This window comes from Sulfodiicoccus acidiphilus (assembly GCF_003967175.1).
GTDB lineage: Archaea > Thermoproteota > Thermoprotei_A > Sulfolobales > Sulfolobaceae > Sulfodiicoccus > Sulfodiicoccus acidiphilus.
The window spans coordinates 525,264-538,668 of sequence record NZ_AP018553.1 but is presented as its reverse complement, the minus strand read 5'-3'; the positions used below and the strand labels follow the sequence as shown (position 1 = coordinate 538,668).

Sequence of the window (13,405 nt, the reverse complement as noted above, 5' to 3'; positions counted from 1 at the left end):
CACAGTATTAAGAGCTAATATGTCTCGACTAGAAGACAGGCATTCTCAATAATCATATACATGAACAAGTGTTCAGTTATAGAAATATTTATAATAGTCCTCTCAGCAGTGGAACTGGGTGAGAAATTGAAGTTGAACATGAGATTGAACCGCAAGGAAGAAATGAAGTGCGAGAACTGCGGAGCCCCCCTAAATGAGGGCGAGGTCTACGCTAGGGACCTCAACGGGGCAACCCATTACTTCTGTTGCTCCCACTGCGCCGACGACTTCGAGAGGAAATCGGCAGGGGCGACGTGTTGTTGAGTGAGTTCAGGGCCGAGCTCACCGTAACTGACGTGACTTGTGACAGGTGTGCCAGGAGAGTCGAGGAAGCCCTGAAGTCTTTGGAGGGCGTCAGGGAAGTGAAGGTGGAGCTGCTACCTTCGGGGAGGGCCCTCGTCAGTCTGAGCCTAACAAGGGAACTCGGGGAAGACTTGATAAGGGAGGCACTCAGGAATGCCTCGGCTGGTACGCGTCACAACTACACTATCCTTCACTACACGGTGGTAGGGTGAGAGAGCTAGCCATAGTAGGTTACGGGGCCGCGGGGTTCGCCGCGCTAATAAAGGCCAACGAGTTAGGTGTGAAACCCGCGCTGGTAGGCACTGGCCCCATAGGGGGGACGTGTGTGAACGTTGGATGCGTCCCTTCCAAGAAGGTCCTGAGAGCCGGGGAGGTTTACAGGTACGCTAGGGAAGTTTGCGATACAGAATGCTTTCCTCCCTTCAGGAAGACGTTCGAGGAGAAGGAGCAGTTGGTCTCCTCCCTGAGGAGAGAGAAGTACGAGGACGTCCTCTCTACCTACGACGCCGAGGTATTTGAGGGTAAGGCCCACTTCACATCACCTCACTCGCTTAAGGTTGGCCCCGCGACTGTGGAGGCTAAGAAGTTCGTCGTGGCCACAGGTTCGTCGCCGGCTGTCCCTGACGTCCCAGGACTAAGGGAGGTTGGTTACTGGACAAACGTGGAGGCCCTCTCCCCTGACAAGAAAGTGGATTCGCTGGTCATCTTAGGCGGGAGGGCACTGGCCCTAGAGTTCGCCCAGATGTACAGGAGGCTCGGAGTGGAGGTGGCTGTGTTGCAGAGGAGTCAAGTCCTTCTCCCCAACTGGGAACCTGAGATCTCCGTTGAGGCCAAAAAGATCTTGGAGGAAGAGGGTGTCGTGGTGGCCACGGGAGTATCCGTGAAGGAAGTGAGGAAGTCAAGGGGAAAGGTCGTGGTGACTAACTTAGGGGAAGTGGAGGCCGACGAGGTTCTACTGGCCACTGGAAGGAAGCCCAACGTCGACCTCAATCTGGAAGCAGCGGGAGTAGAATTGAACGAGGCCGGTGGAATAAGAGTAGACGACGAGCTCAGGACGACCAACCCTAACATCTTCGCGGCCGGAGACGTGATAGGTGGGAAAATGCTCGAGGCTTTGGCGGGGAGACAGGGGACCGTGGCAGCGGAGAACGCCCTGAAGGAGTCCCACAGGAGGATCGATCTCCTCAGCGTTCCCCAAGCTGTCTTCACCCAGCCCAACATAGCGAGCGTAGGATTGGTGGAGAGAGAGGTCCCGAAAGCCCAGAGCAGGAAGGTGTACATGAGGGACGTAGCCAAGGCCAGGATACTGGGGGAGAGCCGAGGCCTCGTCAAGTTGGTGACAGTAGGGAGAAGGATAGTGGGGGTACACATGGTGGGCGAGAACGCGGCAGAGGTAATCAATGAGGCAGCGTTGGCAGTCAAACTAGGCGCCACAGTGGACGACCTAGTGGATACCATTCACGTGTTTCCCACCATGTCCGAGGCCCTTAGGTTGGCTGCCCTCGCCTTCAGTTCGGACGTAAGTAAGATGAGTTGCTGCGTTTAGTTAAGTTTTTCAGACTCCGTCTCATCTTAGCGAAGTTCCACACTTTTAACCTAGACTGAAATACTGGCTATATCGATCTTGTGGAAGAGAGTTATGGAAAGAACGAAACTGGTTTCTGGGGTCAACCTCGTCGTCACTCTAGCTGCCCTAGTGGCCTTGACTGTTGAAACTAGAACGACGTTCATTCTTCCTCCCTTCATCGCCACAGCGGCGACCAAGTTCGAGGATCCTCAGTGGAGGTTCAATAGGACGATCTCAGTGGTGTCGAGCTACGTCCTGTCAGGAGTTTTGGCCGTAGTCACGGTTGCCATAGGAGGAAGGGGGATTCTGTGGGCATCGGTCGTGACTGCTGTAGCTTGGATCCTCATGATCTTGGCCGACTTAGAACATTCTCCAGCTCTCCTCGCCGCCTTCCTCGGAGTGTTGGAACGGGTCGGGCCGCTCTACGTACTTCATCCAGTCCTCGTAGGATGTCTCTTAGAGGAATCGATACACTTCGTCACCACGAAAGGGTTGAGCCGAGGAACGTAACACCTAGTGAGTACTCTAGACGTCTGGAGCAACGAACCCCTCTAAAGTTGAAGTACAGTCCTTGCCCATTGTCAGATCTCTTACAGAATAGGGGGTTGAGGGGGCGGAAAGCCTCGCCTTTCACGGGGGTGAACAGCCTCCTTGTATTTAAATACTTCTTTTCCTAAAAATCCGCAGTGATGCTAACGACGCTCCTCCCCAGCTCGATCGAGTGCTTGACGAAACTGAGGGGGCAAGCAAGATCTTCTTTAAGGGACTAGACGTAATGGATGAAAGTTCCCATCCCTTCAAATGGGAGGGGTTCTCCGACCCCTCGACTGCCCCTCAGAGGTGTAAACCCGAACCGATGGTGGGAAGGATGAGTCGTCTGGAATGGAACCCTTCCAGGGCGGAGGTCAGAATAAGGGACCATCTACTCAGGATACCACGTCCATCGTTGATCTTTCTGACTTCTCCCCCACCTTGGGGATTCCCGAGGTCCGTAGTTCCTACGTCGGTGCGACCTCGTTCGGACTATTGGATCGGAGGACCCTTCGAGAGATGGGAACTTTCACAGCGTTGAGCTCCAGTCCGTTATGGGGAAAGGACGACGTTCAACCCTCAGTCCTTCGATCGGACTGCAGGAGTGTCGTTGAAAACGGTCGTATATCCGATATTCAAACGGGAAACGTTCCCCCGGCGAGGCCCCTCTTTTGTAGGAGAGTTAAACTCTACTTCCCCTTAATTGTGACCTCAACAAGTCAGCTTCCCTGAAAGCGAAGCTAGCAGGGAGTGGTTTCGATCCCTACGGAGAGAGCTGACCTTCGTAAACTCACCCAGTCCCCCTAAGGCGTCCTCCTCACCATGGCGACGGCCAGGGCCGCTCCATACGGGATGGTCAGTAGATCTAAAATAGGAATTAGTGAAAGAAGAGAGACTACGAGCAAGATCAGGGCACTCACACCGTCTAAGGAGAAGTAGTCTGCGTACCAACTCAGAGTCCTCCCTATCCCAGGTACTGTGCCGTTGGCGAGGAACCCCGCCGCGATGAACGCCACAACGTTGGCGAGACCAACTAATAGGAAAGTGCCTGGAAAGTGAGCGAAGGCGAGGAGGGCATCGAAGAGTCCCAAAACCAAGGCGACTGGAGCTACCGAGGAAGCGTTAGAGGTGGTTAACTGCCAGGCCCTCCTCAGGTCAGCCATCCCGCCCGAGATGACAGAACTTACCTCGAAGGCCGTCACGTAAACTACGAGTACCTGAACCGCCTCCCCCAACAGATCGAAGAACGCAGCGACTGCAGTAGCTCCCAGGGGTCCGACTATGGGAGTGACTGCGGCCGCTATAGCACCTCCTACCAATCCCAAAATTATGAGCGCCAACAACCCAATCAATGCCGGGAGGATTAGCCCCAGGCTCCTAGCCAGGACGTCCAATGCCGCCAAATAGGGAGGTCTAGGGCCAGTGTAGTACGGACCTCCTCCCCAACCCATTACGAACTTATGGTCCACGGTCGTGGTGGTAGGACCATCGTTATAAACGTTTCTAGCTAGGAGACGAAACCTTAGCCTGCACGCAAGAGGTGAGTTGCCTGACGTTGTCGTCGGTGACCCTTCTAAGGAGCTCGTCCCCGAAGAACCTAGCCAGAAGTCCCACGTCAAGGGACGCATCCCACTCGACAGTCGTCACACTGCCCGTTCCGAGAGTTCTCACGTTCAATTCTAGCCTCACCTTCGCTCCAACAGCTTTACCTTCTCCCCTTATCGAAACACCTTCAGCGGACCTGACCACCTTGAATGTCATGGTTGACGAGACGGTGCTGAGCTGGGATATGCCTGCCCCGCTCACGTCGAGTTTGAAGGAGGCCCTGAAGCCCTCTGTCTCCACCTTCATCTCCCTGAGGCCTGGCAGACATTGGGAGAACTGGTTAGGATCGGAGAGGAAGGAATCGACCCTGTCCTTAGGTGCCTCCACTTCGAACTTCCCCTCAACCTTCAAGGGACATCCTCCTCAGGGCGATCGATGTCGCCCAGCAGGCCACCACTTCGTACCTTTCCTGGTCAACTCCTCCTTCCCTGGAATTCACGTGGACGAAGCCTAACCCCTTCTCGATAAGCCTAACCCCCTTCTCCGACCTCGGGGAGAGGAGTTCCGTAAACGCTGTCCTAGACCTTTCCCTTACACCTAGGGTCTCCCCCACTCGATCCGCTGTCTTCTCCCCTACTAGTCTGGAGGTGGTGAGTTTGCCACCTATCACGGAGGTGACGAGGCCGGAGTGGTGTTCGTGGATCACGAAGTCCCTCGTGGCGCTCCTCCCTGAGGCGCCAGGTTGCTTCACCAACGGCCTCACCGAAGCGTAAGTTCGAACGGGTTTCCTCCCCTCTAGCCAAGGCACCATGGCTGAGGACTCCCTACGAAGTAGCTCCACCTCCTCATCATCCGCCTCCACCTGGTTTGGGTCGTCCACCACCTTGGCCGTGGTTCCAGCGATCACGTTTCCGCCGTAGGGGAGGAGAATGTCCCCATCTGAAGGGGGCCTCATTCTGTTCAGGACAGAGTTGACCGGCCTTCCCGAGAACACCGCCATGGTTCCAGCCGTGGGCATCACCTCCACTCCCGTCTCACCCTCCAACTCGGCCAACCTGAACGTCCACGGCCCGGCCGCATTCACGACGTGATCTGACCTGATTTCGTAGGTCCTTCCCGACGGGACGTCCCTCACTTTAACTCCCCCTCCTTTTAGGAAGTCAACTACCTCTGTGAACGTAAGTACCTTGGCTCCGTTCTCGAAGGCCGTCAGGGCCACACTGCTCAACAGATCGTATCCGTGAACTACCCTGTCGTGTACCCAGATGGCCCTCCTGAGGGCGTGCGACAGGGCCGGCTCCTGTTTCAATGCTTCCTCCCTCTCCACTTCCCTATGCTCTGCCCCCACTGACTTGAGAGCTGACGACAACTTGTCCCCGAAATTGGCCTCCTCTTCGTTGAGGGCAACGAAGAGCCCCCCAGTATCCTCAACGGCGTGAGGAGCTATCTTAGACATCACCTCGCTCTCTTGAACGCACTCCCTCGCAGCCTGAGGATCGTTGACGGCATACCTAGCTCCGCTGTGGAGCATACCGTGGAACTTCCCCGACGTTCCAGACCCTATGTCTCCCCTCTCTACCACAACGACTTCGACGCCTCTGAGGGAGAGGTCGAGGGCAACGAAGAGCCCCGTGGCCCCACCCCCTATCACAACCACGCGAGTCATTCGCTTCCTATCTATGGAGGGGAATTTAACTTGAACTGAAACGTCTAGGTCTTCGGCTAGAAGGGTCAGTTTTCAAACGGAAAAGTCGGAGGAAGTTTGTTAGTTAGGAAACGTTGAAAAGGCCCATCCCTCAAAACTTCGTGACCTTAGAGCGGGAAAGTACGTTGTCCCTTCCCCTACGTCTGGCTCCTCGTTGTCCTTTCCACATCCGTGAAGGACTTTAGTGCAGAAGTCCTTTAGCCTCAGCTGGTCGCGCCAAGAGGCGGCGAACTCGAGAACACCTCAGCGAGGAGCGGAGTCGCCCACTGCGTAAGATTAATTTAAGCCTCCTGGAACGTTCTCTCATGGAAGCTCATAAGCCCCTAGTTGGAGTCATAATGGGGAGCAAGTCAGACTGGGAGTACATGAGGGAGGCGTCTACTACACTGCACGAGTTCGGAGTGCCCCACGAGGTGAAGATCGTTTCAGCTCACAGAACACCTGAGCTCATGTACTCCTACGCAAAGGAAGCAGCGTCGAGGGGACTTGAAGTGATAATAGCAGGAGCCGGCGGTGCCGCCCATCTACCGGGAATGACGGCTTCTCTCACTACGTTGCCAGTGATAGGGGTCCCCATACCCACTAAACACGTGGGAGGGCTGGACTCGTTGCTCTCAATTGTGCAAATGCCACGAGGGGTACCAGTCGCAACAGTAGCTGTGGGTAACGCGAAGAACGCTGCCCTCCTAGCGGTGAGGATCATGGCAATTAAGAGGCCGGACCTACAGGAGAAGCTAAGACAATTCGCGGAGGACCAGGCGAAGGATGTCATCCAGTCCAAGCTGGAATAACGTGCTCATACTTGGGGGAGGTCAGCTTGGAAGAATGATGGTGTTGGAAGGCAGGGGTCTCCCCATGAAGTTCGGCGTCCTGGAAGGTCCGGGATCGCCGGGATGCCAGGTGAGCGACTACTGCTTCACCCTGTCTGAGGCGAAGGAGGCCGTGGAGTGGGCGGACGTTGTGACGTTTGAGTTCGAGCATGTGGATGACGGAGTCCTTCAAGAGGCTCAGCAGCTAAGTAAGTTAACCCCAAATCTAAAGGCGATCTTGCCCAAGAGGGACAGAAGGGAAGAGAGGAAACTCCTCTCCTCCTTGGGGCTTCCTGTACCAAGGTGGTACCCGGCGGAGGATGGGAGGGAGGCCCTAAGACTTCTGAAAGACCAGTTCAACAACGTAGGCGTGGTGAAGTCGGCCAAGGGAGGATACGACGGGAAGGGCCAATACTTCGTGAGGGGAGATCCCTCAACGGCCCCCATAAGGGAGTCAAAGGAGCCCTTCGTGGTGGAGGACCTAGTAGACTTCGATTACGAAGCGTCGGTGGTAGCGGTGAGGGGTAAAGACGGAGAGTTCAGGACCTACCAACCTTCATTCAACGTAAACAAGGCTGGGATCCTCATCTACAGCTTCGGTCCAACTGGCGATGAAGCAATGACGTCCTACGCGAGACGGCTAGCGGAGGCCCTAGACTACGTAGGTACAATGGCGGTAGAGTTCTTTGTGAAGGAAAGTAGTGTGATCGTGAACGAGTATGCGCCCCGGGTTCATAACACTGGACACCACACACTCGACGCGGCGAGGACGTCTCAGTTCGAGAACCACCTCAGAGCTATCGCCGGCCTGCCCCTAGGGGAGACTCAGGTTCACTCGGCCTACGGAACTGTCAACATCTTAGGACTCTCTGACGTACCTAAGGAGGTACTCAGGTACGGTAGGCTCCACTGGTACGGTAAGATGGAGGCTAGGAAGAGGAGGAAGATGGGCCACGTAAACGTACTTGGGGAGGATATCAGAGAGGTGAGGGAGAAAATCGATCGAGTTCTGTCTCTCCTCTACCCCAACGGCCTCGATTTATAGAGAACCTTACTTAATTGGATGCCATGACGAAGAGGGTGAGACACGGTGATATCGATGGAAGGCACAACGCTGAACTGGAGTCTCCACTGAATTACCTCAAGGATGCTGATGAGCACACACCCGATAGCAAGACGAAACTCTAATACTAAGTCTAAATCAAACTCTAGAACCCATCTAGATCCATTGTGGACACGAATGTATTACCCTTAGCACGGACAATTGCCTATATTGTCCTTCGCCGGATCATAGCTTACAACGGTGTCTTAACAGGGAGAGTTCGGCCTTTACTTAATCCTGAAGTACGTGTGAAGGTTAACCTGCGAGACTTTCAGTCGTTTGAACGATCTTGTGGGTTGACACCCGTGTCTCTTAACAGATGGAAGGCCACCCATTTCTCCGAGAGTCAGAGCCTTAGGTGTGAACTAACCCCGCCCTCCTGGACTGGCGTCCTCACGTTGGGGATTTCCTGCTTCTCACAGGAAACTCACTATACACTCCCTCTCGGAAAAGGGAGTGTATAGCAGAGGTCTCTTGTCTGCGGGCCCTAAGGGCGGTGCAGACCTCGCACGGCCGTTTAGAGAAGTGTTATAGTCGCGGCTCGTAGTCTAACCGCATTTAGGACAGGAAAAGATACGATCGGCTAAAGTCGTATCCTTTGTTCACCTGACTTCCTCCTCGCCCTGAAGGGTTCCCCCATCGGTTCGGGTTTACACCTCTGAGGGGCAGTCGAGGAGATCGGAGAACCCCTCCCGTTCAAGTTCGTGACTGCGACGTCGCGGTCGCTCTCGTGACCGCAAGTACACTTAAACCAACGATAACCAACTTCACTCGTGTTCTGCCCGCACTTAGAACGAACGGATCCCCCGCAGAACTCCACGCACGAGTAAGGAAGATCTCGGAGGATGGCCAGCAAAGGGGAAGTGGATCGTCGAGGACGGTGCAAAAGTCGAGCTGGAGTTACCTCGAGGACCTCATTGAGATTGTGGACAAACTGTCGAGAGGGTTTCGCGATGAACTCTAACTTGAAGCAGTATCGTCGTTTGCAGTATTGGACTGTATGGTAGGCGAGAAAGCACGGTTGTTGAGTTCGTTAGTCCCAAGTACTCTTCAGTCTCGCGTCCTGGTGGGGTACTCCCTCGCAAACCCTCAGCTAGCTACTTCAAACAGTGGGCGTCGCGGAGGGGTGGGTATCCAGACGTGTTGGGTGTCGTACCGACCACTCCGGCCGCGTCTAGGGCGACGCTGGACTCAGGTTACCTTCTCCCATCAAAGGACTTCCTACTAGGACTAGGAGTATGGCCTATCTCGTCCTCCAACTCGAGTACTGCTCGAGTTCCTCGGGCCAGAGATTTGGAGGTCGCCGGCTCCCGCCACCCCAGGTTTCGGCTCTCTGCGTCGACCGCGCCGTTTACCCTCGCTGGGGAAGCGACCCTAGGGTCGTCGTGCAGGTTGTACGCTGATTGGACGTCACGGTGGCAGTGTTCAGCTACCTTAGAAGGTAGGCCGAACTCCTCCCTCAACGTGGTGTAGAACTCCTAGTGGATTTTACCTAACACTCCCTTCTGGATCTGGACGTTCTCCTTCTACCGGAAAAGGGTGGAACGCATCGCTTCGACGTAGTCGTTCACGAGGACTAGGAGGGGCGACCTTCGTCGAGATCGCGGCTCCGATCCTTCGACCCTCCTGGCCATCGAAAGTTGCTTGGGAAAAGTAGTATTTAGATAGAAGGGGGGTGTCCGTCCCCGCCGTGAAAGGCGAGGCTTTCCTCCACCTCAACCCCCTACTCTGTAACTGTTTCCCACGATGCACCTCAGATGGAGGATACCTCAGCAGATCCCTGCCCATAGGAGTTATGTCTCCTGACATTTTACCCTCTTGACTAACTCTGGTCGGTGGATGACCTCCAATCAAACCGCCGGCCTTTTCTACGGAAGAGACTTCCACCTGTGAGCTCCCTACCTTAAATCATGTGTCCATGTAGATAGCATGGAATTTTTATCCCCGACAGGTCAGCTCATACGGAGGAGCTATGATTAGGACCACAGTTCACGACGAGAGTGGCATAGGAGAGGTGGTGATAGAGAGGCCTGAGAAGATGAACGCAATCACCCTACAAGGGAGGAGGGAAGTGGGAGAGGCGATGAGATTCATGGACTCTAACCCTCAAGTGAGGGTAGTGGTAGTAAAGGGCGCCGGAAACAAGTCCTTCAGTTCTGGAGGAGATGTGGGAGAATTTCTCAACACGAACGTTGATGACCTCCTCAAGTGGGGGGAGGACCTCTCCACAGCTGAGAAGATATCTAAGCCCGTAGTAGCTAGTATAAACGGCTACACCTTCGGCGCTGGCCTTGAGTTGGCACTCTCCTGCGACATAAGGATAGCCACATCCAAATCGTTGTTCGCCCTCCCTGAGGTGAAGTTGGGGATGGTGCCGGCCAGCGGAGGAATAACTAGGCTAGTCAAGATGGTTGGCCTTTCAAGAGCGACCTACCTCCTCATGTTAGGAAAGAGGATCGACGCTGGCAAAGCGTTAGAGTATGGACTAATTCATGAAGTAGTGGAAGAGGACGAACTAGAACCTAGAACACTTGAGGTCGCCAAGGAACTCGCGACCCTATCTCCACTGGCCCTGAAGGCGCTGAAGGGAGTCCTCAGGACGATAGCTGATGCACCTTTCGACGCGGCATTGGACATAGAAAGGAAAACGTTCGGATTACTGAGGTACTCGGAGGACTTCAAGGAGGGCGTGAATTCGTTCCTCAACAGGAGAGAACCCAGGTTCAGTGGCAAATAAGCTGTACGGAAGGACCTACAAATGACATCAGTCATGTAAACATCGACAGCAACAACATTGTCAGCTTCAACCCCATTCTGAGATTTCTTAAACACACCTTTCAGGAACGCTTTACCTTCTCACGTAGACCTTTTTCCCTTTATTTTCCGCCTCAAGTGCTCCATGATATTTCTAGAACAATCCAAGATTGAAGCCTCTCCTACAGTCGCTGTCTTAACTACCATCTTCTCTAGGTCTATCACATAAGCACTTTAAGTGGCTAAACCGTGAGCGCGTATACTTTAGGAACCTACCGGGATTGATGTGGTCGCACTAACCTTGTAGAGTGATAACTCGCTTCCTTAGGGGTCCTGTGCTCCCTGGAAGACAGTTTTATACTCCTCATCAGGGGTCCTGTGAAAAGCTGAGGGGATTGTTTGAGTAACGTTGTCCTGGTTCGGATTAGGAATATTTTCCTTAACGTCCAAAAGAGTGACGAAGAGCCCTAACGCAGCTGCTTATGAGAGGTGGGAGTGGTTCGGTTAAAACGACCTTCATCGAAGTTATAGCTTTGATCGCTTTTATCTTAATTATAAACTAAGAGTCAAGAAAACGAAACATTTGAATCATTGTCCCTGTCCCCAGAAGATGCGAGGTTTCCGTTGCTTTGTAACTCGAAGTCCCTAAGCTTTCTTGAGGTCCTTAACCAGATCCTGGTTATCCAAGGTGCTGGTGTCTCCAACTGGGGATTTGGTCTCTATAGACCTGAGTAGCCTCCTGAGAATCTTTCCGCTAAGCGTGTGAGGTAACTCTTTCACTATTTCTACCTCAGCGGGAGCCATATGAGAGGCCAGGTTGAGTTTGACGTATTCTCTTAGCTTCACAGGTAAATCCGCCTCACTCGAGTAGTCCTCCCTAAGGACGACGTAGGCTTTTATCCTGTTCCCCCTTTCAGGGTCAGGAACTCCAATCACGGCAGCCTCTGCCACAGCCGGGTGGGTCATGAGTACCGATTCAATTTCGACCGGGGAGACCCTGTAACCTGACACCTTTATCACGTCATCTTCCCTTCCCAGGTACCAGAAGTAACCATCCTCATCAACCAACGCCCTATCACCAGTGACGTAATATCCACCCTTGAAGTACGCCTTCCACCTTTCGTCGTCGTTCCACACTCCTTTAGCCAAAGCAGGAAAATCTGGAACGAAGGCGAGGAGTCCCGGCGTGTTGGCTGGGAGAGGCCGCCCCTTTTCGTCCACAACTAGCGCCTTAACTCCAGGCAGCGGCCTTCCCATAGATCCCACCTTTATGGGTAAGGAAATGAAGTTAGCTATGACGTATGTGGCGGTCTCCGTTTGTCCATATGCGTCATGGACTGGGAGACCTAGCTTCTTATGGCTCCACCTGACTAGGTCAGGGTCTACGTATTCTCCACCGGCGTGAATGAACCTAAGGGAACTCAGGTCATGCCTTACTACAGTTTGTTCGGCCTTCTTGAGCATTCTCATCGCTGTGGGAGCTGTGGACAATACAGTCACCTTGTTCTCCTCAACTATTGTCGCCCACCTCTCTGGGTCGAACCTTCCTTCGTAGGAGAGTAAGGTAACTCCATTCACCCAAGCCGTCCACACCCCCGCGAATCCGGCTATCCAAGCTGGATCTCCAGTATGCCAAAAGACGTCTTGTCCTTCATGTAGGTCGAAATGATACTTCCCAGATACGTAGTAGAAGGTCATCATGTCGTGAGAGTGCCAGATCCCCTTCGGCTTACCAGTTGAACCCGAGGTGTAGACGATGACGAACGGGCGATTCGTGGGTATACTATAGCTCCCGTTACCTTTCGTGGAATTAGGGAATGATTGATCGGAGGTGACAACTACCTTTAAACCTTCTACGTCGGGGACTTTTTCCTTCAACGACTCGTGTACTACGATCATTTTTGCTCCGGAGTTCTCGATTCTGTACCTGATCGCTTCACGACCGAAGGACGTGAAGACCGGAACCAAGGTCCCACCAGCTAGGGGGACGCCAATCATAGCGAAGTACAGTGAAGGGACGCGTTTTGAGAGAAGAACAACCCTGTCTCCCATAGACAGGCCAAGTTCCCTGAGAGCATTTGCTACCCCAAGCCCCTGCTGCAACAACGTGGAGAACGGGTAGTCCTTCCTCTCCCCTGACTCAGAGATCCACCTTAGGGCCACATATTCGCCCAACCCCCTGCTCACGGGCCTCCTCAAGGCCAACCCAGCTCCGTTGCCCATTCCCATCATCCCAAGCTCCTCCCTTACCTTGACCCACGAGAAGTCCTTGCACACCGAGTCATAGTCCTCAAGGTTGGGCCTCAACAACACTCTCTTCTCCCTTATTATATCCACCAAGAGGCTCCACCAGCTCAACCTACACCGAAGTCGAGAAGCGGCTCCCTCCCCTTCAGGTAGCTCGTGAATAGTTTCCTCTGTGCGTTCCTCACGTGATAGACGAAGGTGGACTCTCTTATCCCGAGTACTTTGGCCACCTCCTTAGCCCTTACCTTCTTAGGGTACTCGAAGTAACCCATCGCTAGGGCTGCGTAGAGAGTCCTATATTCCTGTCTAGTGAGCGTCAGGAACGGTGCATAGTCTATCTCTCTATAGCTCTCTACGTGAGCCACTGAGTCTAGTTCTTTCATGGCGTGCGGTATGTGGTGCTCGTATATGAGGACGTTCCATTCCTCCATTCCGTTGTACTTGGAGGAACTAAGGACGACGGCTCCATTCCTAGACAATATGGAGGTGACTGAGTCGGAGTACTCCCTTGCCATATCGACGACGAACGCGGAGCCCGTCCTATACGTGTTATAGAAGCTCTTTATTATTCCACGTTCTTTGAGCTGACTCAGGGACTTATATCCCTTTTCTCCGGCTAAAGCCACTACCCTAAGAACGTTCTTTTCTTGGTCTGGGACTAGCCCCACGATCTTAACTACCGAGTCCTCATTATAGTACATGCTCCAACATTTCTCGTGAATCAAGTTCACAGTCAGGAGTTTAAGTTGGTACTTGGGGGTTCTAATGGGAGGACACCTACACCTTTTCCACTTAGATATCTT

The 13,405-nt window shown here is 53.6% G+C and carries 14 protein-coding genes and 1 pseudogene; 8 read left to right on the top strand and 7 right to left on the bottom strand.

Features of this window, described 5'->3' with window-relative positions:
• Window positions 1-138: 138 nt before the first annotated feature.
• The 4 genes from HS1genome_RS02920 to HS1genome_RS02905 all read left to right on the top strand — a co-directional run bounded on the left by HS1genome_RS02920 (window position 139) and on the right by HS1genome_RS02905 (window position 2,419).
• Window positions 139-303 carry a transcriptional regulator gene (locus HS1genome_RS02920; protein ID WP_126451283.1) on the top strand — a complete coding sequence of 55 codons (165 nt, stop codon included), beginning with the start codon at window positions 139-141 and terminating at the stop codon, window positions 301-303.
• Window positions 300-554 carry a heavy-metal-associated domain-containing protein gene (locus HS1genome_RS02915; protein WP_158613703.1) on the top strand — a complete coding sequence of 85 codons (255 nt, stop codon included), beginning with the start codon at window positions 300-302 and terminating at the stop codon, window positions 552-554. The genes HS1genome_RS02920 and HS1genome_RS02915 overlap by 4 nt, the downstream gene beginning before the upstream one ends.
• Window positions 551-1,888: a mercury(II) reductase gene (merA, locus tag HS1genome_RS02910; protein WP_126449514.1), complete on the top strand. Its 1,338-nt coding sequence runs from the start codon at window positions 551-553 to the stop codon at window positions 1,886-1,888. The genes HS1genome_RS02915 and merA overlap by 4 nt, the downstream gene beginning before the upstream one ends.
• Before the next feature lie 78 nt (window positions 1,889-1,966).
• On the top strand, window positions 1,967-2,419 hold the full coding sequence (locus HS1genome_RS02905; protein ID WP_126449512.1) for an HPP family protein: 453 nt from the start codon (window positions 1,967-1,969) through the stop codon (window positions 2,417-2,419).
• 824 nt (window positions 2,420-3,243) lie between these two features.
• Here the strand turns inward: HS1genome_RS02905 and HS1genome_RS02890 are convergent.
• From HS1genome_RS02890 to HS1genome_RS02880, 3 genes are read right to left on the bottom strand one after another with little or no spacing between them, the layout of a single operon-like run.
• Window positions 3,244-3,909 carry a hypothetical protein gene (locus HS1genome_RS02890; RefSeq protein WP_126449510.1) on the bottom strand — a complete coding sequence of 222 codons (666 nt, stop codon included), beginning with the start codon at window positions 3,907-3,909 and terminating at the stop codon, window positions 3,244-3,246.
• A 34-nt stretch (window positions 3,910-3,943) separates the two neighbouring features.
• Window positions 3,944-4,396: an SRPBCC family protein gene (locus HS1genome_RS02885; RefSeq protein ID WP_126449509.1), complete on the bottom strand. Its 453-nt coding sequence runs from the start codon at window positions 4,394-4,396 to the stop codon at window positions 3,944-3,946.
• Window positions 4,386-5,651: an FAD-dependent oxidoreductase gene (locus tag HS1genome_RS02880; RefSeq protein WP_126449508.1), complete on the bottom strand. Its 1,266-nt coding sequence runs from the start codon at window positions 5,649-5,651 to the stop codon at window positions 4,386-4,388. The genes HS1genome_RS02885 and HS1genome_RS02880 overlap by 11 nt, the downstream gene beginning before the upstream one ends.
• A 344-nt stretch (window positions 5,652-5,995) precedes the next feature.
• Here HS1genome_RS02880 and purE point away from each other — a divergent pair, with 344 nt between their 5' ends.
• Together purE and HS1genome_RS02870 are read left to right on the top strand one after the other, a co-directional pair.
• Window positions 5,996-6,481 (top strand): 5-(carboxyamino)imidazole ribonucleotide mutase, encoded by a 486-nt coding sequence (gene purE, locus HS1genome_RS02875; RefSeq protein WP_126449506.1) that lies wholly within the window; start codon window positions 5,996-5,998, stop codon window positions 6,479-6,481.
• The gene (locus tag HS1genome_RS02870; protein WP_126449504.1) at window positions 6,456-7,544 is read left to right on the top strand and encodes a 5-(carboxyamino)imidazole ribonucleotide synthase; all 1,089 of its coding nucleotides are present in this window, start codon (window positions 6,456-6,458) and stop codon (window positions 7,542-7,544) included. The genes purE and HS1genome_RS02870 overlap by 26 nt, the downstream gene beginning before the upstream one ends.
• Before the next feature lie 693 nt (window positions 7,545-8,237).
• On the opposite strand, the pseudogene HS1genome_RS12500 reads toward HS1genome_RS02870, so the two are convergent.
• Window positions 8,238-8,391: pseudogene (locus tag HS1genome_RS12500) on the bottom strand (RNA-guided endonuclease TnpB family protein); the annotation flags it as partial.
• Between the two features lie 350 nt (window positions 8,392-8,741).
• On the opposite strand from HS1genome_RS12500, the gene HS1genome_RS11955 reads away from it, so the two are divergent.
• Both HS1genome_RS11955 and HS1genome_RS02850 read left to right on the top strand, forming a co-directional pair.
• The gene (locus HS1genome_RS11955) at window positions 8,742-9,074 is read left to right on the top strand and encodes a hypothetical protein (protein ID WP_158613702.1); all 333 of its coding nucleotides are present in this window, start codon (window positions 8,742-8,744) and stop codon (window positions 9,072-9,074) included.
• 499 nt (window positions 9,075-9,573) lie between these two features.
• Complete coding sequence (locus HS1genome_RS02850; protein WP_126449503.1) at window positions 9,574-10,338, top strand: enoyl-CoA hydratase/isomerase family protein; 765 nt, start codon at window positions 9,574-9,576, stop codon at window positions 10,336-10,338.
• Window positions 10,339-10,457: 119 nt separating this feature from the next.
• Here the strand turns inward: HS1genome_RS02850 and HS1genome_RS12985 are convergent, their stop codons facing one another.
• The 3 genes from HS1genome_RS12985 to HS1genome_RS02840 all read right to left on the bottom strand — a co-directional run bounded on the left by HS1genome_RS12985 (window position 10,458) and on the right by HS1genome_RS02840 (window position 13,333).
• Window positions 10,458-10,580, bottom strand: coding sequence for a hypothetical protein (locus tag HS1genome_RS12985; protein ID WP_268243607.1), 123 nt, complete (start codon window positions 10,578-10,580; stop codon window positions 10,458-10,460).
• Window positions 10,581-11,000: 420 nt separating this feature from the next.
• Window positions 11,001-12,695, bottom strand: a complete 1,695-nt coding sequence (locus tag HS1genome_RS02845) for an AMP-binding protein (protein WP_126451282.1) — start codon at window positions 12,693-12,695, stop codon at window positions 11,001-11,003.
• Window positions 12,696-12,709: 14 nt separating this feature from the next.
• On the bottom strand, window positions 12,710-13,333 hold the full coding sequence (locus HS1genome_RS02840) for a helix-turn-helix domain-containing protein (RefSeq protein WP_126449502.1): 624 nt from the start codon (window positions 13,331-13,333) through the stop codon (window positions 12,710-12,712).
• Window positions 13,334-13,405 lie beyond the last annotated feature (72 nt).